Source organism: Pseudomonas fluorescens (assembly GCF_002837185.1).
GTDB classification, from domain to species: Bacteria; Pseudomonadota; Gammaproteobacteria; order Pseudomonadales; family Pseudomonadaceae; genus Aquipseudomonas; species Aquipseudomonas fluorescens_AM.
The window spans coordinates 180,597-204,813 of record NZ_KZ477990.1 but is presented as its reverse complement, the minus strand read 5'-3'; the positions used below and the strand labels follow the sequence as shown (position 1 = coordinate 204,813).

Annotated in this window: 22 protein-coding genes; 7 read left to right on the top strand and 15 right to left on the bottom strand. The window is 58.2% G+C overall.

Going from position 1 to position 24,217, the window contains the following annotated elements:
* Positions 1–23: 23 nt before the first annotated feature.
* Complete coding sequence (locus CIB54_RS08235) at positions 24–2,132, top strand: molybdopterin oxidoreductase family protein (protein ID WP_101219443.1); 2,109 nt, start codon at positions 24–26, stop codon at positions 2,130–2,132.
* A 99-nt stretch (positions 2,133–2,231) separates the two neighbouring features.
* Positions 2,232–2,570: a Grx4 family monothiol glutaredoxin gene (gene grxD / locus CIB54_RS08230; protein ID WP_065951812.1), complete on the top strand. Its 339-nt coding sequence runs from the start codon at positions 2,232–2,234 to the stop codon at positions 2,568–2,570.
* 81 nt (positions 2,571–2,651) lie between these two features.
* On the opposite strand, the gene bfr is transcribed toward grxD, so the two are convergent.
* Positions 2,652–3,122 carry a bacterioferritin gene (bfr, locus tag CIB54_RS08225; RefSeq protein WP_101219441.1) on the bottom strand — a complete coding sequence of 157 codons (471 nt, stop codon included), beginning with the start codon at positions 3,120–3,122 and terminating at the stop codon, positions 2,652–2,654.
* A 200-nt stretch (positions 3,123–3,322) separates the two neighbouring features.
* Complete coding sequence (locus CIB54_RS08220; protein ID WP_083216687.1) at positions 3,323–3,541, bottom strand: bacterioferritin-associated ferredoxin; 219 nt, start codon at positions 3,539–3,541, stop codon at positions 3,323–3,325.
* A 243-nt stretch (positions 3,542–3,784) separates the two neighbouring features.
* Between CIB54_RS08220 and CIB54_RS08215 the strand changes: the two genes are divergently transcribed.
* Complete coding sequence (locus CIB54_RS08215) at positions 3,785–4,387, top strand: peroxiredoxin (RefSeq protein WP_057724790.1); 603 nt, start codon at positions 3,785–3,787, stop codon at positions 4,385–4,387.
* 62 nt (positions 4,388–4,449) lie between these two features.
* Here the strand turns inward: CIB54_RS08215 and rnt are convergent, their stop codons facing one another.
* A complete protein-coding gene (gene rnt / locus CIB54_RS08210; RefSeq protein WP_065951814.1) occupies positions 4,450–5,124 on the bottom strand; it encodes a ribonuclease T in 675 nt (224 codons plus the stop codon).
* Positions 5,121–6,167, bottom strand: coding sequence for a dihydroorotase (gene pyrC, locus CIB54_RS08205; protein ID WP_101219439.1), 1,047 nt, complete (start codon positions 6,165–6,167; stop codon positions 5,121–5,123). Before pyrC ends, rnt begins: the two co-directional genes overlap by 4 nt.
* Positions 6,168–6,323: 156 nt before the next feature.
* Here pyrC and CIB54_RS08200 point away from each other — a divergent pair, with 156 nt between their 5' ends.
* From CIB54_RS08200 to CIB54_RS08190, 3 genes are all read left to right on the top strand, one after another.
* On the top strand, positions 6,324–7,232 hold the full coding sequence (locus tag CIB54_RS08200; RefSeq protein WP_065951816.1) for a flagellar protein MotY: 909 nt from the start codon (positions 6,324–6,326) through the stop codon (positions 7,230–7,232).
* Positions 7,233–7,361: 129 nt separating this feature from the next.
* The gene (locus tag CIB54_RS08195) at positions 7,362–8,579 is read left to right on the top strand and encodes an argininosuccinate synthase (RefSeq protein ID WP_065886002.1); all 1,218 of its coding nucleotides are present in this window, start codon (positions 7,362–7,364) and stop codon (positions 8,577–8,579) included.
* 817 nt (positions 8,580–9,396) lie between these two features.
* Positions 9,397–10,029, top strand: coding sequence for a response regulator transcription factor (locus CIB54_RS08190; RefSeq protein ID WP_101219437.1), 633 nt, complete (start codon positions 9,397–9,399; stop codon positions 10,027–10,029).
* Positions 10,030–10,117: 88 nt separating this feature from the next.
* Here CIB54_RS08190 and CIB54_RS08185 read toward each other — a convergent pair whose 3' ends face one another.
* The 4 genes from CIB54_RS08185 to metG all read right to left on the bottom strand — a co-directional run bounded on the left by CIB54_RS08185 (position 10,118) and on the right by metG (position 14,229).
* A complete protein-coding gene (locus CIB54_RS08185; protein WP_065951817.1) occupies positions 10,118–10,300 on the bottom strand; it encodes a PA3496 family putative envelope integrity protein in 183 nt (60 codons plus the stop codon).
* A gap of 107 nt (positions 10,301–10,407) precedes the next feature.
* The gene (nth, locus tag CIB54_RS08180) at positions 10,408–11,046 is read right to left on the bottom strand and encodes an endonuclease III (RefSeq protein ID WP_101219435.1); all 639 of its coding nucleotides are present in this window, start codon (positions 11,044–11,046) and stop codon (positions 10,408–10,410) included.
* 69 nt (positions 11,047–11,115) lie between these two features.
* On the bottom strand, positions 11,116–12,090 hold the full coding sequence (gene rsxB / locus CIB54_RS08175) for an electron transport complex subunit RsxB (RefSeq protein WP_101219433.1): 975 nt from the start codon (positions 12,088–12,090) through the stop codon (positions 11,116–11,118).
* 87 nt (positions 12,091–12,177) lie between these two features.
* Positions 12,178–14,229, bottom strand: coding sequence for a methionine--tRNA ligase (metG, locus tag CIB54_RS08170; protein WP_101219431.1), 2,052 nt, complete (start codon positions 14,227–14,229; stop codon positions 12,178–12,180).
* A 171-nt stretch (positions 14,230–14,400) separates the two neighbouring features.
* Here metG and apbC point away from each other — a divergent pair, with 171 nt between their 5' ends.
* The gene (apbC, locus tag CIB54_RS08165; protein ID WP_101219429.1) at positions 14,401–15,495 is read left to right on the top strand and encodes an iron-sulfur cluster carrier protein ApbC; all 1,095 of its coding nucleotides are present in this window, start codon (positions 14,401–14,403) and stop codon (positions 15,493–15,495) included.
* 462 nt (positions 15,496–15,957) lie between these two features.
* Here the strand turns inward: apbC and fdxA are convergent, their stop codons facing one another.
* The 7 genes from fdxA to CIB54_RS08130 form a co-directional block, all read right to left on the bottom strand.
* Positions 15,958–16,281, bottom strand: coding sequence for a ferredoxin FdxA (gene fdxA / locus CIB54_RS08160; RefSeq protein ID WP_065951822.1), 324 nt, complete (start codon positions 16,279–16,281; stop codon positions 15,958–15,960).
* Between the two features lie 142 nt (positions 16,282–16,423).
* Positions 16,424–19,015: a DNA mismatch repair protein MutS gene (gene mutS / locus CIB54_RS08155; RefSeq protein WP_065951823.1), complete on the bottom strand. Its 2,592-nt coding sequence runs from the start codon at positions 19,013–19,015 to the stop codon at positions 16,424–16,426.
* A gap of 216 nt (positions 19,016–19,231) precedes the next feature.
* A complete protein-coding gene (locus tag CIB54_RS08150; RefSeq protein ID WP_101219427.1) occupies positions 19,232–19,621 on the bottom strand; it encodes a tautomerase family protein in 390 nt (129 codons plus the stop codon).
* A gap of 7 nt (positions 19,622–19,628) precedes the next feature.
* Positions 19,629–20,255: an FMN-binding negative transcriptional regulator gene (locus CIB54_RS08145; protein WP_101219425.1), complete on the bottom strand. Its 627-nt coding sequence runs from the start codon at positions 20,253–20,255 to the stop codon at positions 19,629–19,631.
* Positions 20,256–20,284: 29 nt separating this feature from the next.
* The gene (locus tag CIB54_RS08140) at positions 20,285–21,541 is read right to left on the bottom strand and encodes an NAD(P)/FAD-dependent oxidoreductase (protein WP_101219423.1); all 1,257 of its coding nucleotides are present in this window, start codon (positions 21,539–21,541) and stop codon (positions 20,285–20,287) included.
* The gene (locus tag CIB54_RS08135) at positions 21,534–22,835 is read right to left on the bottom strand and encodes a SidA/IucD/PvdA family monooxygenase (RefSeq protein WP_101219421.1); all 1,302 of its coding nucleotides are present in this window, start codon (positions 22,833–22,835) and stop codon (positions 21,534–21,536) included. The genes CIB54_RS08140 and CIB54_RS08135 overlap by 8 nt, the downstream gene beginning before the upstream one ends.
* Positions 22,832–24,211, bottom strand: coding sequence for a diaminobutyrate--2-oxoglutarate transaminase family protein (locus CIB54_RS08130; protein WP_101219419.1), 1,380 nt, complete (start codon positions 24,209–24,211; stop codon positions 22,832–22,834). The genes CIB54_RS08135 and CIB54_RS08130 overlap by 4 nt, the downstream gene beginning before the upstream one ends.
* Between the last annotated feature and the right edge of the window lie 6 nt (positions 24,212–24,217).

The window sequence follows — 24,217 nt, the reverse complement described above, 5'->3', positions numbered from 1 at the left end:
AGCCCTTATAAAAGAGACTGGCCATGACCAAGACTCTCCACCACCGTGCCTGCCACCTGTGCGAAGCCATTTGCGGCCTGACGCTGGAAACCACCCGAGGCGACGACGGCGGCCTGGCGATCACCTCAATCAAAGGCGACCCGCTGGACACGTTCAGTCGCGGGCACATCTGTCCTAAAGCCGTGGCGTTGCAGGATATCCAGAATGATCCGGACCGCCTGCACCAGCCCATGTTGCGCGTGGGCAGCGAGTGGCAACCGATCCCGTGGGAAGACGCGTTTGCGCTGGTAGCCGAACGCCTTGCGGGCATCCAGGCCAGGCATGGGCAGAATGCGGTGGCGGTGTATCAAGGCAACCCCAGCGTGCATAACTACGGGCTGATGACCCACAGCAATTACTTTCTTGGCCTGCTCAAGACCCGTAACCGATACTCCGCAACGTCGGTGGACCAACTGCCCCATCACCTCTCGAGTCACCTGATGTACGGCCATGGCCTGTTGCTGCCCATTCCGGACATCGACCACACCGACTTCATGTTGATCCTGGGCGGTAACCCGCTCGCCTCCAATGGCAGCATCATGACCGTGCCCGATGTCGAGAAACGCCTCAAGGCGATTCAGGCCCGGGGCGGCAAAGTGGTGGTAGTTGACCCGCGACGCAGTGAGACGGCGGCGATTGCCGATCAGCATCTGTTCGTACGTCCCGGCGGCGACGCGGCCTTGTTGTTCGGGCTGCTCAACACACTGTTTGCAGAAGGGTTGACCCGCGACAGCCATTTGCCGGTCGAGGGGCTTGAAAGCGTGCGCCAGGCGATCGCCGGGTTCACCGCCGAGGCCATGAGCCGTCAGTGCGCGGTGCCTGCCGAGCAGATCCGCCAGTTGGCGCGTGACTTCGCTGCAGCGGACAAGGCTGTGTGTTATGGGCGCATGGGCGTCTCGACCCAGGCATTCGGTACGCTGTGTCATTGGCTGGTGCAGTTGATCAATCTGGTCACCGGCAATCTGGACCGCGTGGGCGGCGCCTTGTGCACCACGCCGGCGGTGGACCTGGTGGCGTCGACCGGAGGCGGGCATTTCAACCGCTGGCAAAGCCGCGTGTCCGGACGGCCTGAATACGGCGGCGAGCTGCCGGTGTCTGCGTTGGCCGAGGAGATGCTCACCGAGGGTGAAGGGCAAATCCGCGCCCTGGTGACGGTGGCCGGCAACCCGGTATTGTCGACGCCCAACGGCCGTCAGCTGGAGCAGGCGCTGGAGGGGTTGGAGTTCATGGTCAGTGTCGACCTCTACATCAACGAGACCACGCGCTATGCCGACCTGATCCTGCCGTCCACATCGGCATTGGAGAATGATCACTACGACACCACCTTCAATATGTTCGCGGTGCGCAATGTCACACGCTTCAACCGCGCGATCCTGCCCAAACCTGAAGGTGCGCTGCACGACTGGGAAATCTTCGTCGGCCTGGCCAAGGCGTTTGCGGCACATACCGGTGTGGTGCTCAAGCCGACGATGCCGCCCGCGCAGATGATCGACTTTGGATTGCGCGCCGGGACTTACGGGGATGCCTCTGCGCACCAGCTGTCAGTGGCGATGCTGGCCGATCATCCCCATGGCGTGGACCTGGGGCCGCTCAAGCCAAACCTGGCCGAGCGGCTGAAGACCGCCGACGGCAAGGTGCAGGCGGCGCCGGCGGTGATCCTGGCTGACCTGGCGCGTTTTGCCGCGCAACCGGCGCCGGTGGCTGACGAACTGCTGCTGGTTGGCCGTCGTCATGTGCGCAGTAATAATTCCTGGATGCATAACTATCACCGCCTGGTGAAGGGCAAGCCGCGCCATCAACTGCTGATGCACCCCGACGACCTGGCCAGTCGGCAATTGAGCGACGGTCAGCGGGTACGGGTCAGTTCGCGCATCGGCATGGTCGAAATCGAAGTGGTGGCCAGCACGGACATGATGCCTGGCGTGGTCAGCCTGCCCCACGGCTGGGGGCACGGGCGCCCGGGGGTGCAGATGAGCATCGCCAGCAGCCAGCCCGGGGCGAGTGCCAACGACTTGACCGACGAACGGCAATTGGACGAGCTGTCGGGCAATGCGGCGCTCAACGGCGTACCGGTGAACGTTTCGGCAGCTTGAGGTTGGCTGTCGGCGCGCCCGAGCATCCTGCAGGTTTTTTGCGTTACAATGCGCCACCGTGCCGACCCGTGAGTCGCAAAGTTCCTGCAGAGGTGTTCCATGGATATCATCGAAACGATCAAAGAGCAGATTGCCAACAACACCATTCTGCTTTACATGAAAGGCGCGCCAAACGCTCCCCAGTGCGGTTTCTCCGCGAAGGCTTCCCAGGCTGTGATGCAGTGTGGCGAGAAGTTTGCCTACGTGGATATCCTGCAAAACCCTGAAATCCGCGCGAACCTGCCAAAGTACGCCAACTGGCCGACGTTCCCGCAGCTGTGGGTAGCCGGTGAACTGGTCGGCGGCAGCGACATCATCACTGAAATGGCAGCTGATGGCTCGTTGCAAGCGCTGATCAAAGACGCGGCGCAAAAAGCGGCAGCCAAGACTGAAGCGTGATGCCCTTGTAAAAAAGCCACGCAATAAAAAGCCCCGCTTCTCACTGGAGAGCGGGGCTTTTTTGTACCCGAACGCTTGGGGTTATTCGCCCATCTGCGATTGCAGGTAGTTTTCCAGGCTGACTTTGTCGATCAGGCCCAGTTGGGTTTCGAGCCAGTCGATGTGCTCTTCCTGGTCTTCCAGGATATCTTCCAGCAATTCGCGGCTGCCATAGTCGCCGGTGGCTTCGCAGTGCGCGATGGCGGCCTTGAGGTCGCTGTGGCTTTTGCGTTCAAAGCCCAGGTCGCTGCTGATCATTTCATGGGTGTGTTCGCCGATATTCAGCTTGCCCAGGTCCTGCACATTCGGCAGGCCTTCCAGGAACAGGATGCGTTTGATCAGCGCATCGGCGTCCTTCATGGCTTTGATCGATTCTTTGTATTCGCGCTTGCCCAGCTTTTCCAGGCCCCAATCGTCGTACATGCGTGCATGCAGAAAGTACTGATTGATCGCGACCAGTTCATTGGCAAGGATTTTGTTGAGTTGCTGGATGACTGAGATGTCGCCTTTCATGACTGGGGTCCTGCCCTGTAATCGCTGTGTATGGGCAGAGTTTGAGCGGCGACAATCCTGGTGTCAAACCTAAGTTATTGAATAATAAATGAAAATTAATCGGAATAAGAATGTTTGTGTTCCGCGTCTTGGCGCTAACTAATTGAATTGCAGACATAAAAAAACCGGACACAGGGTCCGGCTCTCTAAAACACGCCTATTTAAGCGTGTGTAAATTCTGCTGAATACGGCGCCGCAGCCTGGGCTGTCTGCAACTGCGTGAGGGTTTCCCGTACCACTTGTTTGGCGAGGCATGCGCATTTACCGCACTGGCTGGCAACACCGGTGGTTTCACGCACTTCCTTGTAGCTGCAGCAACCTTCATAGATTGCTTCGCGGATTTGTCCGTCGGTGACGCCAGTACAGAGGCACACATACATAAGGAGAACCGTCGCGGGTTAGGGCTTAAGTGGGATGGATCTTAATGTTAACGAGAATGATTGTCAAAGTAGTTTCGTCAGCCGTCCCTTGGGTATTGCCTGCGCGCTGACGAACGGTTTTTTCGGTGTATGATGGTCGGTCTTTACGAAGCGTGACCGCGTCACAGGTCTGTCGCCAATGCATGGCAGACTCGACGCTGGTCCTGTTACTTCAATCGTCACCCCTTCATCAGGAGATATCCAATGAGCGTACTCGTCGGCAAACAAGCCCCGGATTTCGACGTACCTGCCGTCCTCGGCAATGGCGAAATCGTAGACAGCTTCAAACTGTCTGAAGCCATCAAAGGCAAATACGGCCTGGTGTTCTTCTACCCGCTGGACTTCACCTTCGTCTGCCCATCCGAGCTGATCGCTCTGGATCACCGCATGGACGATTTCAAGGCACGCAACGTTGAAGTGGTCGCCGTTTCCATCGACTCCCACTTCACCCACAATGCCTGGCGCAACACGGCCATCAACGATGGCGGCATCGGTAAAGTCAAATACACCATGGCTGCCGATATGAAGCACGATATCGCCAAGGCCTACGACGTCGAGTCCGAAGGCGGTGTGGCTTTCCGTGGCGCGTTCCTGATCGACGACAAGGGCGTTGTGCGCTCCCAGATCATCAACGACCTGCCGCTGGGCCGTAACATGGAAGAGCTGATTCGCCTGGTCGACGCGCTGCAATTCCACGAAGAGCACGGCGAAGTCTGCCCTGCCAACTGGAAGAAAGGCGACAAAGGCATGACCGCTTCCACCGAAGGTGTGGCGGCTTACCTGACCGAGAACGCCGGCAAGCTGTAAGCCGGATTCAAGGTAGAAAAAAACCGGCCTGAGAAGGCCGGTTTTTTTATGGGCAGGGAGTCTCAGTCGCCGAAGTCTTCCCAGCCGCCCATCTGTTTCCATCGATTGACGATGCCGCAGAACAGCTCGGCGGTCTTCTCGGTGTCGTAGCGGGCCGAATGAGCTTCGCGGCCGTCGAAGTCGATACCGGCTGCCTGGCAGGCTTTCGCCAGCACGGTCTGACCATAGGCCAGGCCGGCGAGCGTGGCGGTGTCGAAACTGGAGAACGGATGAAACGGGTTGCGTTTCATGTCCAGCCGCGCCACGGCGGCGTTGAGGAAGCCCAGGTCGAAACTGCTGTTGTGCCCAACCAGGATCGCACGCTTGCAGCCATTGGCCTTCAGCGCCTTGCGCACGCCACGGAAGATGTCGGTCAGCGCGGCTTCTTCACTCACGGCCATGCGCAGCGGGTGATCGAGCTTGATGCCGGTGAACTCCAGGGCAGCCGCTTCGATGTTGGCACCTTCAAACGGCTCGACGCGAAAGAAGTGGGTGTGGTCCGGGTACACGAACCCCTGCTCGTCCATGCCGATGGTTGTCGCGGCAATTTCCAGCAACGCGTCGGTGGCGCAATTGAAGCCGCCGGTTTCTACGTCGATAACGACAGGCAGGTAGCCGCGGAAACGCTCGGCCATCGGGTGACGCGAACCGCCGCCACCGCTGTGTTCCTGTTCATCATCGTAATGGTCTTCACTCACTTGCTTTCCTCCAGCAGGCGCCAGCGCAGTGTTTCACCGGCGCGCAGCGGGATAACGGTCAACTCGCCAAAGGGCAGGCTGGCGGGGGCGGTCCAGTCTTCACGAACCAGGGTGATGCGGTCGGTATTGGCCGGCAGGCCATAGAAACGCGGGCCGTTGAGACTGGCGAAACCCTCAAGCTTGTCCAGGGCATTGCGTTGTTCGAACGCTTCAGCGTACAGCTCGATGGCGGCAAACGCGGTGTAGCAACCCGCGCAACCGCAGGCGGCTTCCTTGGCGTGCTGGGCGTGGGGCGCGGAATCGGTGCCGAGGAAGAACTTCGGGCTGCCGCTGGTCGCGGCGTCCAGCAAGGCCACCTGGTGGGTGTTGCGCTTGAGGATCGGCAGGCAATAGAAGTGCGGCCGAATCCCGCCCACCAACATGTGGTTGCGGTTGTACAACAGGTGGTGTGCCGTGATGGTCGCGCCGACGTTGGCCGAAGCCTCGGTGACGAACTGCACGGCGTCGGCGGTGGTGATGTGTTCGAACACCACCTTGAGGGTCGGGAACAGCTCGACCACGCGGCGCATATGTTCGTCGATGAAGATCTTTTCGCGATCGAATACGTCGACATCGCCACGGGTGACCTCACCGTGGATCAACAGCGGCATGCCCACGTCGGCCATGGCTTCGATGGCCGGCAGGATCTTGTCGATGCTGGTCACGCCGGAGTCGGAGTTGGTGGTCGCGCCGGCCGGGTACAGCTTGGCGGCGTGCACGAAGCCGCTGGCCTTGGCCTGGCGAATTTCCGAAGGCTGAGTGCGGTCGGTGAGGTAGAGCACCATCAGCGGTTCGAAGCGGCTGCCGGCCGGTCGTGCAGCGAGGATCCGCTGGCGATAGGCATCGGCTTGCTCGGCGTTACGCACCGGAGGTACCAGGTTAGGCATGATGATGGCGCGGCCAAAGGTGCGCGCGACATCGGCCACGGTGTGGGGTAACGCAGCACCATCGCGAAGATGTATATGCCAGTCGTCGGGACGCAGCAGGGTCAGGCGGTCGGACATTGGGGATTCCAGGCGGGTCAATCTGGTGGGAATGCTACCGGAAAAGACTCGTGCAGGCACTCGCTATCAAGTTTTGCAGGATGCAACCGATAGCACTGGGTATGCCTTAACGATGTATGACGCTTTGAAGTGTTGTAGAAACCAGTGGAGCCTCCCGTGCGCCAGCATTATCTAGCCCTGCTCAGTGTGTTCGCCAGCCTGCCCGCGATGGCTCTCACGTTCCAGACACGTCTGGAGAATATTGAGTGGAAAGTGGAGGGCGATCAGTTCGAGTGCCGCCTGACCCAGCCGATCACCGATTTCGGCTCGGGCGAGTTCGTGCGCCGGGCGGGCGAGCAGGCGACCTTTCGCCTGAAAGCCTATAGCGGATCGCTCGGTGCCGGCTCCGCCACGTTGCTGGCCGCCGCCGCGCCCTGGCAACCGGGCCGCGGCGACATCAACCTCGGTGCGGTACGCGTCGGCAGCGGTGATGTGCTGTTTAACAGTTCCCAGGCCCAGGCCGGGCGTCTTTTCAGCGGTTTGCTCGAAGGCCGCAGCCCGACCGTGCGGCATTACGGACGCGAAGGCGGTTACTCGGAAATTCGCCTGCTGCCGGTGAAATTCGCCAAGGCCTACAACGACTATCAGCTGTGTACTACCAAGCTGCTGCCGATGAACTACGACCAGGTCAAACAGACGGAAGTCGGTTTCCCCGGTGGCGGCATCGAATTGGATGCAGCGGCCAGGAAGAAACTGTCAGTGATTGTCGCGTTCATGAAAGCCGACCCCACCGTCAACCATATCGAGTTGAACGGCCATTCGGATAACAGCGGCAACCGCCTGACCAACCGTGATGTGTCACGACGCCGTGCCTTGGCGGTAATGGACTACTTCAAGGCCAACGGCATCCCGGAATCCCAGATCACTCTGCGTTTCCACGGTGAAAGCTACCCCTTGGCGCCCAACACCAATGCCGCCAACCGAGCGCGCAACCGTCGGGTCAACGTGCAACTCGAGCGCGTGGCGGCGCCCGAGAAACCGGCACCCCAGGCCGTAGCGCCGAGCAACCCTGCAGCGACCTCGTAAGGTGCGATTATCGGTCGCCCGTTCGACATAATCTGTCGCTTTATCTTCATTTGCTGTCGCGCCCCTGTAAATTCGCGGTTTTGATCGGTAGAATCGTTGCCTTTCCGTACAACCCCGTGGAGTGATGGCATGGCCGACGTAAACAAGGTCGTTCTCGCGTATTCCGGCGGCCTGGACACTTCGGTGATCCTCAAGTGGCTGCAGGATACTTATAACTGTGAAGTGGTGACATTCACCGCTGACCTGGGTCAGGGCGAAGAGGTCGAACCTGCACGTGCCAAGGCGCAAGCCATGGGCGTGAAAGAGATCTACATTGACGACCTGCGCGAAGAGTTCGTCCGCGATTTCGTTTATCCGATGTTTCGCGCCAATACCGTCTATGAAGGCGAGTACCTGCTCGGTACCTCCATTGCACGTCCGCTGATCGCCAAGCGCCTGATCGAAATCGCCAACGAAACCGGCGCTGACGCCATTTCCCATGGCGCCACCGGCAAGGGCAACGACCAGGTGCGTTTCGAACTGGGCGCCTACGCCCTCAAGCCCGGCGTGAAAGTGATTGCGCCTTGGCGTGAATGGGACCTGCTGTCCCGTGAAAAGCTGATGGATTACGCTGAAAAGCATGCGATCCCGATCGAGCGTCACGGCAAGAAGAAATCCCCGTATTCGATGGATGCCAACTTGCTGCACATCTCCTATGAAGGCGGCGTGCTGGAAGACACCTGGACCGAACACGAAGAAGACATGTGGAAATGGACCGTCTCCCCGGAGAATGCTCCAGACAAGCCGCAGTATCTGGAATTGACCTACCGCAACGGTGACATCGTCGCGCTGGATGGTGTCGAGATGACACCCGCCACCGTGCTGGCGACCCTGAACCGTATCGGCGGCGAACACGGCATCGGTCGTCTCGACATCGTCGAGAACCGCTACGTGGGCATGAAGTCCCGCGGCTGCTATGAAACACCAGGCGGCACCATCATGTTGCGTGCTCACCGCGCCATCGAGTCCATTACCCTGGACCGTGAAGTGGCCCACCTTAAAGATGAGCTGATGCCCAAGTACGCCAGCCTGATCTATACCGGTTACTGGTGGAGCCCTGAGCGGCTGATGCTGCAACAGATGATCGACGCCTCCCAGGCCCACGTGAACGGTGTGGTGCGCCTGAAGCTGTACAAGGGCAATGTGATCGTGACCGGTCGCAAGTCCGATGAGTCACTGTTTGACGCCAACATCGCGACCTTCGAGGAAGATGGCGGTGCCTACAATCAGGCGGATGCAGCGGGCTTCATCAAGTTGAACGCCTTGCGCATGCGCATCGCGGCCAACAAGGGACGCAAATTGTTCTGAGTGGTTTGCTGTTGTGAGAAAGCCCCTTTTACAAGGGGCTTTTTTTTGCCCTGAATTTACCCATTGATCGCTCCTTCGCTCCTCGTGGGAAAGCATCCCGAGACGTTCCGCGTCGCCCTTGCGCAAGCGCCGGATCTTTCGCTGAAAGCAGGACGCGGAGCGTCCCGGGTGTCATTCCCACGCAGAGCGTGGAAACGATCATGTAAACAGGGTGTAAACCTATTTCAGGACTAGGCATTGAATATTCCAATACAGGCATTAATCAGCGGGAGGGGCGACGTTTAAAAATGTCGGCTGTGTGTTTAAGTGTTTTCCTTAAGGTCTTTTTGAGTGTTTTCGATTTCGGACATCTATTTTACTGAGGAAAGGTTTTTTACATCTAAGCAGGAACCATGTCTTACAGAAATTTCACTCATGTAGGCGCAAAGGATGTGTAATTTGTGGAATTTTCTGTAGGAAAATTGGGTGTATATAAATATGTTAAATGGAACTGAAGTTGATCGGCTTTTTTCAGCCCTTTGTATAAGCCGCAATGGTAAACAAGGAGTATTTCCTGAGAGCCCTGTGCGCCACGTTTACTGCGTAGGCCTGGGGATGGGGATATTTCACGCAAAATATGTACGAGCAGGGAAAGGTCTGAAGGGCTCCATAAAGCCCAATACACTAAAGCTTGCGAATTTTTGTAGGTCAATTCCTTTCTTGTTGTGGGGTGGGTCTCTGCCTGCTGTTGCTCGGGGGGGCATGCTATGCCAACTAGCAGGCGACTAGGCTATTGTGCTTTCTCTAAATAATTCGAACAGCGAAATTGGACTTTCTCATGAATAAAGTGCTGATCGTGGATGATCATCCCGTCATTCGGCTTGCTGTGCGCATGCTAATGGAGCGTCATGGTTATGAGGTTGTTGCCGAGACTGATAACGGTGTCGATGCGCTGCAACTTGCGCGGGAACATATGCCGGACATTGTCATATTGGATATTGGAATCCCCAAACTCGATGGCCTTGAAGTTATTTGCCGGCTGGCCTCGACCAAGCAAGCCATATCGTTCAAGGTGCTGGTGCTGACGTCCCAGGCGCCTGGTCATTTCTCCATGCGTTGCATGCAAGCCGGTGCCGCCGGCTACGTGTGCAAGCAGCAGGACCTGACCGAGTTGTTGAGCGCCATCAAGGCGGTACTTTCCGGCTACAGCTACTTCCCGAACCAGGCGCTCAACTCGGTACGGTCCACCATGGGCAACGCCAGTGAGGCAGACATGGTCGAACGTCTATCGGGACGGGAAATGATGGTGCTGCAACAGCTGGCCCGTGGCAAAACCAACAAGGAGATTGCCGACGGTATGTTCCTCAGCAACAAGACCGTCAGCACCTATAAGACGCGCCTGCTATTGAAGCTCAATGCCCGGTCACTCGTCGACCTGATAGAGCTGGCCCAACGCAATGGTCTGGTGTGAGGAGGGGCGCTCCACCATTCTGACCCCGTTGTAAAATTCGGCACAAAAAAGCCTCCGTCAGGGAGGCTTCCGGCTGGCTGCCGGAGGGTCAGAGGTCGAAGTCGTAATCGGCCAATTGTTTTTGCAGGCGTCGCTCTTCCAGAAGATTGTCGATAATCAGGCGTTTGCTCAAATTGGTCTTGGCCACCTCCGGGACGGGCGCCGGCGCATCATCGTCTTCCAGCTCCACCGGTTCGTCATCTACTACCAGTTGTTCTTTCCCAGTGCTCATAAGGTTCACTCCAGGCTAAGACTGCCATTGGCGCTCCTTATAGCGATAATCCGCGAACGCGTAAAAAAGATTTTTTCAATCGACCCATAGGGAAAACCCGGCAACCCTCAATCGTCGGATGTCTTGTCCTTGTATTCGCAAAGATCTTCGATCCGACAGCTGCCGCACCGAGGCTTGCGCGCCTGGCAAACATAGCGCCCGTGAAGAATCAGCCAGTGATGGGAATCGAGCAGATAGGGCTTGGGCACGAATTTCATCAGCTGTTTCTCAACCTCCACCACATTCTTTCCGCGAGCGATGCCGGTTCGGTTGCTGACGCGAAAAATGTGCGTATCCACCGCCATGGTCAGTTGCCGGAACGCCGTATTGAGTACAACGTTGGCGGTCTTGCGCCCCACGCCGGGTAATGCTTCGAGGGCTTCGCGGGTTTGCGGTACTTCGCTGGCGTGCAACTCCATCAGCAGGCGGCACGTCTCGATCACGTTCTTGGCCTTGCTGTTGTACAAGCCGATGGTCTTGATGTACTCCGATAGCCCCTCCACACCCAAGGCATAGATCGCCTCTGGAGTATTGGCCACGGGAAACAGCTTGGCCGTGGCCTTATTGACGCCGACGTCTGTGGATTGGGCCGACAGGATCACTGCGATCAACAACTCGAACGGCGAGGAGTAGGCCAGTTCGGTCTTGGGTTCCGGATTGTCTTCGTGAAACCTGCGGAAAATTTCCAGGCGTTTTGCAGCGTTCATAGGGACGGACGTTTCCTTGCAGGCGATCGACGTAATTGTAGCAATACACAGCGCAGCGTCGGTTGTGGTTCAGGCGTTGGCGTTGCAAGTGGCTTCGGCGTCATGCAGCGTCTGCTCGGCGGCGTCCAGCGCGGCACTCAAGCTTGCCAGTTGCTGTTCGTCAGCCTGTTGATCCTGGGCCTTTTTCAATGCTGCCCGGCGCATTGCCAGCTGGATCTTCGCGCGCTTGACTTCAGCGCTTTTGGTGGTCGGCAGCGGTGGCGGGCGGTTGACTTCCAGCGCGGCAAGCGCCTGCTCCGAAGCGTCGAACTGCCTTTGCAGGACAATCAATTGCGACTGTTGCTCAAAGGTCGGGGGGTGCCCAAACGCCTTCAGGGATTTGTGCAGTTGAGCACGGCTCATGGCGACACTGATTTTGGCGTGCTTGATCGCTGCATCCTGAGCGGCCTGATGGCTATCGACTTGTGCCGTTGCCACGGGCGCAATGCGCTTGGCCCGCGCCAGGCGTTCGGCGAGTTTGCAGGCTTGCTCACGTTGCAGGCGTGCGTTGCGCTGTTCGAAACGCCGACGTGCCCGGTCGCGTTTGAGGCCGCGTTCGCGCCGCTCGTCATCGCTATGCGCCAGGCCACCCACAACAGGCAGGACTTCAGCGAGTGGGCGCATCTCGATGCAGTCGACAGGGCAGGGCGCGACACACAGGTCGCAACCGGTGCATTCGTCGATTATGACCGTGTGCATCAACTTCGCGGCACCAATGATGGCGTCGACCGGGCAAGCCTGGATGCATTTGGTGCAACCGATGCATTCAGCCTCACGGATGTAGGCGATCTGAGGTGGCGCGTCGCCGCGGCTGGTATCCAGGGCCAGTACCGGCACACGCAGCAATTGCGCAAGCCCGGCGATGGTTTCCTGGCCTCCGGGCGGGCACTTGTTGATCGCCTCGCCGTCAGCGATGCCTTCGGCGTAAGGCTTGCACCCCGGGTGCCCGCACTTGCCGCATTGAGTCTGCGGGAGCAGCGCGTCGATACGTTGAATCAGGTTCATGCTTTGATCATTGCGTTGACGCCCGGCCCGCCGATGCGGGCGGGCTGAAAAGCCCCAGCGCCGAAACGCCGGGGCATCCTGCAGGGGTTACTTGATGCGTTGTCCCGGCTTGGCGCCGCTGTCCGGGCTGAGCAGATAGATTTCTGCACCGCCAGGACCGGCCGCCATCACCATGCCTTCAGAGATACCGAATTTCATTTTTCGTGGCTTGAGGTTGGCGATCATCATGGTCAGGCGACCATCGAGCTTGGACGGGTCCGGGTAAGCGCTCTTGATGCCGGAGAACACATTGCGTTGCTCGCCGCCCAGATCCAGGGTCAGGCGCAACAGCTTGTCGGCGCCTTCCACGGCTTCGGCCTTGACGATCAGTGCAACCCGCAGGTCCACGGCGGCGAAAGCGTCGAACTCGATTTCCTCGGAAATAGGGTCTTTGGCCAACTCGCTGTCATCGGCTGGCGCAGTCGAGCCGGTATCGGTCTGGCTGGCGACCAGGTCTTCTTTCGATGCGTCGGTCATGGCCTGGACTTTCACCGGGTCGATGCGGGTCATCAACGGCTTGAACGCGTTCAACTGATGGTTGCCGAGCAGCGTGGCGTGGTCGTTCCAGGTCAGGGGCGCGACGTTGAGGAACGCCTCTGCATCGGCGGCCAGCAGCGGCAGCACCGGCTTGAGGAAGATCACCAACTGACGGAACAGATTGACGCCGGTGGCGCAGATCGCCTGGACCTCAGCTTCCTTGCCTTCCTGCTTGTTCAGCGACCATGGCGCCTTGTCGGCAATCCAGGCGTTGGCGCGGTCGGCCAGGCCCATGATTTCGCGCATGGCGCGGGCAAAGTCACGAGCTTCATAGGCATCGGCGATGCTTGGTGCGGCGGCCAGGAAGGCATCGGTCAATTCCGGCGCGGCGTTTTCAGCGACCAGCACACCCGCATTGCCCTTGTGGATAAACCCGGCACAACGGCTGGCGATATTGACGACCTTGCCGACCAGGTCCGAGTTGACCTTCTGAATGAAGTCTTCCAGGTTCAGGTCGAGGTCGTCGACGCCACGGCCCAGCTTGGACGCATAGTAGTAACGCAAATATTCCGGCGACAGATGATCCAGGTAGGTGCGCGCCTTGATGAAGGTGCCGCGGGACTTGGACATCTTCTGCCCGTTCACCGTCAGGTAGCCGTGCACGGCAATGCCGGTCGGCTTGCGGTAGCCCGAACCTTCGAGCATCGCCGGCCAGAACAGCGCGTGGAAGTTGACGATGTCCTTGCCGATGAAGTGGTACAGCTCGGCAGTGGAATCCTTGCCCCAGAACGCATCGAAGTCCAGCTCCGGTGTGCGGTCGCAGAGGTTCTTGAAGCTGGCCATGTAGCCGATCGGCGCGTCCAGCCAGACATAGAAGTACTTGCCCGGTTCGCCTGGAATTTCAAAGCCGAAGTACGGCGCATCGCGGGAAATGTCCCACTGTTGCAGGCCGGCATCCAGCCATTCGGCGATCTTGTTGGCCACGGCATCCTGCAAGGTGCCGCTGCGGGTCCAGGTTTGCAGCATCTGCTGGAAATCCGGGAGCTTGAAGAAGAAGTGCTGGGAATCCTTGAGTACCGGGGTAGCGCCGGAGATGGCCGACTTGGGGTTCTTCAGGTCGGTGGGGGCATAGGTGGCACCGCATTTCTCACAGTTGTCGCCGTACTGGTCATCGGTGCCGCATTTCGGGCAAGTGCCCTTGATGAAGCGATCGGCCAGGAACATTTTCTTTTCCGGGTCGAAATACTGGGTGATCGAACGCGTGGCAATGTGCCCTGCGTCTTTCAACCGCAGGTAGATCTGGCTCGAAAGCTCACGATTTTCGTCGGAGTGGGTCGAATGGAAGTTGTCGAACTCCACCAGGAACTCGGCAAAGTCGGCGCTGTGTTCAGCCTGCACATTGGCGATCAGTTGTTCCGGGGTGATGCCTTCCTTTTCGGCGCGCAACATGATGGCCGAACCGTGGGCGTCGTCCGCGCAGACATAAATGCATTGATTGCCGCGATGCTTCTGGAAGCGCACCCACATATCGGTCTGGATGTACTCAAGCATATGGCCAAGATGGATGGAACCATTGGCATAGGGCAGGGCGCTGGTGACGAGGATCTTGCGTGGCTCGGACATGGGGCTCGGCTACTTGATGAAACGGAGGTCGGCCACTATAAAGCGCCGGGAAATTTATTTCACCCCGTGGTGCTGTTTCAGAATCTTCCCATCCTGCGAAAGCATGCCGCTGGCGGCCTGGAACGGTTAGGATAGCCGCCTGTTTCAGTCAGTCTTTTTCGGGAGTAGCCCATGAGCGCCGTCAATCGCGCAGCGGTGGAAGCCGTGCTTCGCCAGTACACCGACCCCTATTTGAACCAGGACCCGGTCAGTGCCGGCTGTGTGCGGGCCATCGAGGTACAGGGTGACCAGGTATCGGTCCAGTTGGAGCTGGGCTACGCCGCCGGCCTGTTCAAAAACGGCTGGGCGCAGATGCTGCAAATGGCCATCGAAGGCCTCGACGGCGTGCGCTCGGCCAAGGTCGACATCCGCTGTGTAATCGCGTCGCACAAGGCCCAGGCACAGATCCCTGGCCTGGCCAACGTCAAGAACGTGATCGCCGTGGCGTCGGGCAAGGGCGGGGTAGGTAAATCCACCACCGCCGCCAACCTGGCCCTGGCCCTGGCCCGTGAAGGTGCCCGCGTGGGCATCCTCGACGCCGATATCTATGGCCCGAGCCAGGGTGTGATGTTCGGCGTTGCCGGGGGCACACGGCCCAAGGTCAAGGACCAGAAGTGGTTTGTGCCGATCGAGTCCCTGGGCGTGGAAGTGATGTCCATGGCGTTCCTGACCGATGACAACACGCCCATGGTCTGGCGCGGGCCGATGGTTTCCGGCGCGCTGCTGCAATTGGTCACCCAGACTGCCTGGGGCGACCTGGACTACCTGGTGATCGACATGCCACCCGGTACCGGCGATATCCAGTTGACCCTGGCGCAGAAAGTCCCGGTGGCCGGCTCGGTGATCGTTACCACGCCGCAGGACCTGGCATTGCTGGACGCGAAGAAAGGCGTGGAGATGTTCCGCAAGGTCAACATTCCGGTGCTGGGCGTGGTGGAAAACATGGCGGTGCACATCTGTTCCAACTGTGGCCATGCCGAACACCTCTTCGGCGAGGGCGGCGGCGAGAAGCTGGCGACTCAATACGGCGTCGAACTGCTGGCCTCGTTGCCGCTGTCGATGTCGATCCGTGAACAGGCCGATGGCGGCAAGCCCACCGTGGCTGCCGAGCCCGATGGTCAGATTGCCATGGTGTATCAGGAACTGGCCCGCCACGTGGGCGCGCGGATAGTGCTGCAGGAGGCAAGCCGTCCCGCGATGCCGACGATCACCGTCAGCGACGACTGAATCGCGCTGTAGGAACAGTACCGCATAGGCTTGTGACGCTCTTTTCCCAATCAGTCGTGTAAGCATTCGCTTACCGTCATGTAGGTATTCGGTTTTTTTACCGGGAATGAGCGTCTCGAATCTTCGAACGATATTTCTAACTGTTTGAAATAAAACAATTATTTAATGTCACTTGAGCCCCGCCGATTGGCCGCCATCCGTTTGGATCCCGTTGAACTTATCTTGGGAGGCTCTAACATCAGCCCTGTGTCCACGGATTGGCACAGCCATCAAGGAACGGTGGTTTGAAGGAATGTCGCAGGATGCGATTCATCAGGACGATGAAAAGGATTAAAGGGACTAGGGAAAAAATGTGGGCGGGTCATACCGCCCCTTTTTTCGCCTGTAGAAAAGTGAAAGCGGCTACATGAAAACGCAAAAAAGGCCCGCAAAGGGCCTTTTTTTTTGGCAACGACGCTGCTATCAGCGTTCGAGATCTGCAATCTTGCCGGGTTTGCCATCCCACTCTTGCGCATCGGGCAGGGCGTCTTTTCTTTCCGTGATATTCGGCCAGATGTCCGCCAGCTCGGCATTCAACTCAATGAAGTTTTCCATACCCGCAGGTACTTCATCTTCAGAGAAAATGGCGTTAGCCGGGCATTCTGGTTCACACAGGGCGCAGTCAATGCACTCGTCCGGGTGGATGACCAGGAAGTTCGGGCCTTCGTAGAAGCAGTCCACCGGACACACTTCTACGCAGTCGGTGTACTTGCACTTGATGCAGTTGTCGGTGACGACGAAGGTCATTTCTAATTTTCTCCTCAGGCGGCGGCAGCGAAACCCTGTGTGGCAGGGCTCGCGAGGTTCGGGAGCGATAGTCTGCAGGCCAGGCTAAAAGCCCGCAGCATCCCAAACCGCGCGAGAGTCTACCAGCTTGCACGCGTGTGCGTTATATCCGAGTCTTCAGTGCATATAACATTTCGAGTGCTTTACGCGGCGTCACGTCATCCAGGTCAAGCTTGGCCAGCTCATCCAGTACCGGATGGGGCAGGCTGGCGAACAGGTCGCTCTGATGCGGCGCGGCGGTTTTCCTGCTGGCCTTGGCAGGGCTGGCGACCACGGTTTCATGGGGCAGGGCCGTGGTTTCCAGGCGGCTCAGGTGTTCGCGGGCGCGGGTGATGACATCATTGGGTACGCCGGCCAACTGCGCGACCGCCAAGCCATAGCTCTGGCTGGCCGGGCCCGGCAGCACGTGGTGCAGGAACACGATGCGCTCGTTGTGCTCGGTGGCATTGAGGTGCACGTTGGCTACCAGCGGCTCGCTTTCCGGTAACACGGTCAGTTCGAAGTAGTGAGTGGCAAACAACGTATAGGCGCGCAAATGCGCCAGACGCTCGGCCGCCGCCCATGCCAGCGAAAGGCCGTCGAACGTGCTGGTACCGCGGCCTACTTCGTCCATCAACACCAGGCTGCGGTCGGTGGCGTTATGCAGGATGTTCGCGGTTTCGCTCATTTCCACCATAAACGTCGAGCGGCCACCGGCCAGGTCGTCACTGGAACCGATCCGGGTAAAAATCCGGTCCACCAGGGACAGCTCGCAACTGGCCGCCGGCACGAAGCTGCCGATGTGTGCCAGCAGCACGATCAGCGCGGTCTGACGCATATAGGTGGATTTACCACCCATGTTCGGGCCGGTAATCACCAGCATGCGGGTGTCGTCGTCCAGCGACAGGTCGTTGGCAACGAATGGCGTGGTCAACACCTGCTCCACCACCGGGTGACGTCCTTGCACGATGCGCATGCACGGCTCGCTGACAAACCGCGGGCAGTTGAGGTCCAGGTTCAGTGCACGCTCGGCGAGGTTACTCAGCACATCCAGTTCCGCCAGGGCGGCGGCGGTGTCCTGCAACGGCGCCAGGCGGCTGATCAGGTCTTCGAGTAAGGCTTCATAGAGCATTTTTTCCCGCGCCAGGGCGCGACTCTTGGCCGACAGCGCCTTGTCTTCGAACGCTTTGAGCTCCGGGGTGATAAAACGCTCGGCGCCTTTGAGGGTCTGGCGACGTTGATAGTCGATAGGCGCCGACTCGGCCTGCTTGCTCGGCAGCTCAATAAAGTAGCCATGCACGCGGTTGTAGCCGACTTTCAGGTTAGCCAGGCCCGTGCGGGCTTTTTCGCGGGCCTCCAGGTCAATCAGGAACTGTCCGGCGTTTTCGCTCAGCGATTGCAGCTCGTCCAGCTCGCTGTCATAGCCGGTTTTCAGCACACCGCCATCTCGGATGATCGCTGGTGGGTTGTCGATGATGGCTTTTTCCAGCAGCGCCGCGAGATCCGGATAGGTGCCAGCGGTGACAGCCAGTTGTTGCAGGTGCGGCGTGTCCAGTTCGGTCATCGCGACTTGCAACTGGGGGAGGGCACTCAAGGCATCACGCAGACGCGCCAGGTCACGGGGCCGCGCATTACGCAGGCCGATCCGCGCGAGGATGCGCTCGATATCGCCGATTTCCTTGAGTTGCGGCTGCAGCTTTTCAAAGCGATAGCCGTCAAGCAGGCAAGTAATAGAGGTCTGACGTGCTTGGAGGACGGTCAAATCCCGCAGCGGACGGTTCAGCCAACGGGTCAGCAAGCGGCTGCCCATCGCAGTCTGGCAACGGTCGACCACCGATTGCAGCGTGTTATCACGCCCGCCCGCCAGGTTGGTATCCAGCTCCAGGTTGCGACGGCTGGCGCCATCCAGTACCACGGTATCGTCCAGCCGCTCATGCCGCAGGCTGCGCAAGTGCGGCAGGGCCGTGCGCTGGGTTTCCTTGGCGTAGCTGAGCAGGCAGCCGGCAGCGCCGATGGCCAGGGTCAGGGTTTCGCAACCGAAGCCTTTAAGGTCCTGCACCGAGAACTGCTGGCACAGACTTTTCAGCGCCGAATCACGCTCAAAATCCCACGGCGCACGACGTTTGGTCCCACGGCGCTTCTCTGCCGGCAAGTCCTTGGGCCAATCATCCGGAATCAACAACTCCACCGGATTGATACGCTCCAGTTCCGCCAGCAGGTTCTCCCAGCCCTTGATCTCCAGCACGCTGAAATTGCCGCTGGTGATATCCAGTACCGACAGACCGAACAAACGCTCGTCACCCAGAACCGCAGCGATCAGGTTATCGCGCCGCTCATCCAGCAGCGCCTCATCGCTCACCGTGCCCGGCGTAATAATGCGCACTACCTGCCGTTCCACCGGCCCCTTACTGGTGGCCGGGTCGCCGATCTGCTCACAGATCACAACCGACTCGCCCAGCTTCACCAACTTGACCAGATAACCTTCCAATGAATGGTAAGGAATCCCACACATCGGAATCGACTGCCCCGCCGACTGCCCGCGCGCGGTCAGGGTGATGTCCAGTAGCTTGGCGGCCTTCTTCGCGTCTTCATAGAAGATCTCGTAGAAGTCGCCCATGCGATAGAACATCAACTGATCAGGGTGCTGGTTTTTCAGGCGCCAGTACTGCTGCATCATCGGGGTGTGGGAGGACAGATCGGAGGTGTTTTTACTCATTGGGTAGTAGGCAAGTTCGTTGAAAGTGATGGGGCAAAGGGGGCGCTTGGCCCAGCATTTTTTGCGATGGGCGCAAGGTTAACACGCGAGGTCGGGGGTTCGCAGGTTGCAAACGGCTTGGTAAAAACAAATGTCAGGTCAGGGCAAGCGGCAGATTGCGCAAAGCTGAACTGGCCTGAATTCGCCATAGGCTATCGACGAAGAAACACAGCGATATCAAATGGAAATTGCATAGCCAAAGTCGATCTCGCTCGCCGGTACTCCGCCTCGCATACCCCAGTTCTCGGGCTCTTGCTCGATCAGCAGTATCAACACTGCCTGTGCCGAAATGTCGAGCTGCGCAGCGATCCGGTTACTGATTAATTGATAGAGCTGGCGCTTGGTTTCGAGTTTGCGTCCTTTGAACAGCGTGATTTCAATGTGGATGAACTCGTGGCGATCTCCTGGAGAACGAAAGGCGTTCTTGTCGTAGCACACATAACGTGCCTGGAGCTCTTCGTCACTGACCTTGAATACCGATTTCAAGCAGTTGTAGATCGTCTCGATTATGGCGTGCTGGTTATCGGCGTCCCGGTGTACAGGGTCTTCTACTCTAACGATGGGCATACTGACCTCAGTTTGAATGTGGCTGGGTAGCGGCGTGCAGGAGTTCCTTCAGGAACTCGGCATGATCTTGCGTTTGGTTGTCGAGTAACCACTGCAGAGCGGCTGACGTATCCGGTGAGGATTTGTCTTGGGAGAGTTTAAAGCGCCCTTCGATCGTTTCCGGCCGTATGACCAACCCCAGGATATGTGGAAGACTGGATATCACCCTCGGATCACGCTTGTCGACTTGATAGTCAGAGGCCTGCTTCGATAACCGTTTCGCGGTTTGCTCGAGGATCTCCAGTGTTTGGTCTGGAGCGTCCACCACCGTAATGTTCGCCTGCATGTGAACGGCGAGATAGTTCCACGTGGGAAGTTGGCGCGAGACGTAAGCGTGTGGAGGGATATAAGCCGATGGGCCCATGAAGACGATTTGAGCACTCAGATGCTGTTCGCCTTTGAACTGTGGGTTATTACCATCGACATGTCCGAACAACGACCCATCCGGCTGGCGCCATAGCGGAATGTGGCTGCAAAGAAAGTGTCCGTGATTGTGCGAGGTCATCATTGCCAGCGGAAAAACATCAATGAAACGATTGATCATTTCCGGGTCTGTAGAACGGTACTGAGGGTAATGAAAGGGGCATACGGACATAGTATGTACTCGAATTGGAGTAGATAAGATCAGGACGCGAGCACGGTGCGACGTTGCTTTCGGCGATCAAGTGCGATGACCATTTGCGCCAGCCAGGTCAGGGCGTTACCTGTCCTGAAAGTACCTGATGAAAGCGGTAGACGTAGGCCGTTGATCCCACACAGCCGATCCATCAACGTTTGCCCCATCAGCATTGAAAGCGCGATGCCTCGACCGTTACAGCCACTCCATCCTATGATTCGTTCGTCATGGTGAATCTTCGGCATACCGTCTGGAGTGAGGCCTACCCAACCGGCCCACTGTTGCTCTGGTGCTTGCGCCACAATGCCGTAGAGGCGCTTGATGCGATCCTGAAGCAATGCACTGCACTTGGCAGAGCGCTGAAGCGGTAACGCGAGGCACCCCGTCAGCAGCTTTACGGGCCCCAAGCGGCGTGCAAACCACATGTCCTTGCGGTTATCGGAAAATGGCAGCAGCTGTTCGGCATGGCACACCTGCGGTATGGCGAACGTAGCAAGCGTCAGGGCCAGCGGGCTGATTGCTCGCCGAGTCTTACGGCTGGCGGCAGAACCATAGGCATTGCCGGCGATAAATACGCGTCCGGCCCTGATCTCACCCCGCTGAGTTTGCACGGCGACCCAGCGTGCCTGCGGTCGAACATCGACCGCGCTGCAACGTTCGATGATATGGCCACCTTTGCGGTTGACCGTGTCCGCCAGTCGATACACGAATGCGAGGGGATTAATGGCACCCGCGTCGCTGAAAAGGAGGCCCTCGGCATACTCGGTTGTGCCTAAAGCATTCTCCAGCGCTTGCGGCTCCATGGGCTCTACCTTGGCCCCCAGGCGTACCCAGTTCTTCGCCAGTTCGTCCGCCGCACCCCTTGCAGCCCCAGCCATGGGTTGTACCCAGCCTTTGACTGTCAAATCCGATGGGGCGTATTCAATAACCGTCTGCGCTGTATCGCTGAGAGCGGCCAAGAAGGGCGCTGTATTCTCGCCCAGCAAATGTTGGAGTGAAGCGGGCGAGTGCCTTGACGGTATGGGCACTACGAAACCCGAGTTGCGACCGCTTGCCCCGCAGCCCACTTCTCCGGCTTCAAGCACCGTGACCGAATAACCCGACTCAAGTGCCCGTAACGCCGCCGCTAAACCGCCAATTCCCGCCCCCACTATCACGACATCACTTTCAAACGGCAGGTGACCGGCGTGGGCGGTGCGGCAGGACAATTGGGTTTGCCAGCAAGAAGGCGCCATCAGCATTTCGCTCAGGGCCTGGTTATGCATGGGATTGTTCCCTGACTGCCAGGTTGCTGATCAGCGATTGCACAATGTTTTGCGAGCGTAACGCCAGCAAACTGAAGGAGCCTGCATCCCCCATGCCATGCGAAGACTCACACAGCCCGTTGAGGTAAGTGGGTAACCCGTTGCCCAAATCAACGCGATAATCCCTGGCAATGATCAAGGTGTCGATTTCATTTTCGCGGGCGATTGAAGCCAGTAATTTCGGAAACGGTTCTTGACGATCTCCGGCGCCCAGGTCAAGGAAGCCGGTGGCCAGAATAACCAGGTCGAATGATTGGCTATGAATAATCCCTTGAAGATACTGGCGACTATCGATTTGCACCCCATCAGAGGCGGGTGTACAGCCAACCATGTCCTCACACGTTCGTAGCTGCAACAGACCTTCACCTTGCAGCATTTGCTCATACTTACGTACATAGAGCTGGTTCAGGACATCAATGTCTGACGACGAGTAATTGGTATGCACCAGTTCCTGACGTAATCGCGCCTTATGTTCTGCGCTGGCGTTGTGGAACGTGTCGACAAATGATGGGAAGTAGACCTCATCGGAAAACGGGCTTGTATCCTTCTGGCGATAACCGAAATTACGCGTAAACCCCACGACCTCTCGAACGCCGCTGTGGCAACTGGCGTGAAGCAGAATCTCTACGGCACTCTGACTGCCGCCGATTACGGCTATGCGGCACTGTCCGCCGGTGGCTGCGACCGCTTCGGCCAGGGCAGGCATATAGTCGTTCAAATGGCGTACGCGTCGATCTTTGACGTCCGCGAAAGGTGCAGGAATGTGGGGCGTGCGGCCAGGGGCGAGCACCAGAGAACGTGCAAGAAATACTCGGCCATCGGTGCAGCACACTGTGTAGTGGGCACTTTCGCCATTGGATGGGGTGACTGCTTCTACCGAGACAGCTTCGCAACCGTAGGCGACGATGTGTTCAAAGAAATCGGCAGTCCAGGAAATATATTGGGCATATTCCGCACGCAAGGGATGATGCAACGGAAGGTTCAAGTGCTCATACAGGCGGCCTTGTTCAAACAAGAAATTCGTGAAGGTGTGACGGCTACGCGGATTGCGCGGGGTTACCAGATCTCGCAAGGGGTGATTCTGGATATCCGATCCCGGCAGCAGCATGTTTGGCTGCCACGCAGGGCCTGGACGCTTCTCGAGAAATTGTACGCTCATGCCCGAAGACAATTCTTCCAGGGCGATTGCCAATGCGATGTTTGCCGGACCGAACCCGATACCCAGTACATCAAAGATCTTTTCAGGAGCGCTCATGCCTGCATCTCCCCATGAAGAGCACGTTCAATGGCCCGAGTTGAGCTGACCCTTTGCGAGGCCAGAGCACGGTCAAGCCGCTCTAATACCTGGTCGACTTCAGAGCGGGTGATGACCAGCGGCGGGAGGAAGCGCAGCACTGCGCCATGGCGCCCTCCCGTTTCAATAATCAAGCCCTCGTCAAGGCAGGTACGCTTCACCTGTGCAGCGATGGCTCCAGCAGCCTGCGGGTGACCGAGTGCATCGACGCTGCCATCGGGTTCAATCATCTCCATGCCGAGCATCAAACCCCGGCCCCGAACGTCACCGATGCAGGGATAGCGTTTCTGAAGCTGCAACAAGCCTTGACGTAGCTGTTCACCGACGACGTTGACATGTTCCAGCAGTCCTTCTCTTCTGATGAACTCCAGGGTCGCGGCTCCGCTGACCAACGCGATCTGATTGCCCCGGAACGTACCGGTATGTGCGCCGGGCTTCCATTGATCGTACTGATCCAAATACAGCAACACTGACAGCGGATAGCCACCACCGATGGCCTTTGAAAGCAGAATGGCGTCAGGCACGATATCCGCCTGCTGGAACGCAAACAGGTCTCCACTGCGACCAATACCGGCTTGGATTTCGTCAATAACCAGTGGCACATCGTAACGTTGGGTGATTTGCCTCACCTGGCGCAGCCAGTGCGCGCTTGCTGGAATGCAGCCTCCTTCACCCTGTATCGCCTCAAGCAAAACCATTGCCGGTTTTCCAATGCCGCTTTCCGGATCGCTGAGAGCGTTTTCCAGGCAAATCAGACTGAGTCGTTCTGTCTCCTGCGCAGGGGTGCCCGCGCCAAATGGACTGCGATATACGTAGGGATAGGGCAGAAAATGCACTTCCCCAGGCAGACCACTAATCTCTTGTTTAGGTGCCAGATTGCCCATCATGCCCAGCGTGCCGTGAGTCATCCCGTGATAAGCACCCTGGAAGACGATGATCGGTCGGCGTTTTGTCGCGATTTTGAACAGTTTCAGGGCGGCTTCGGCGGCGTCGGCTCCCGTAGGTCCACAGAACTGAATCTTCGCTCGTTTGGCAAACTCCGGGGGGAGCATCTCGTAGAGCTCCTGGACGAAATGCAGCTTTGCCGGGGTCGCTATATCGAGCGCCTGTTGCAACTGGCCGGATTGCAAAAAATCGATGACGCGTTGTTGTACAAATGGATGATTGTGTCCAAGGGGAAGAGCCCCCGCGCATGCAAGGCAATCCAGGTAACGGCGCCCTTCACTGTCGACAACTTCAGTGCCTGAACCTTGGCTCAGCACTTTTGGGATGTTTCTGGCATACGTCCGGGCATTGGATTCCCGACGTGTAAGAAAGTCGATGGAGGATTCAGTCATGGTTGA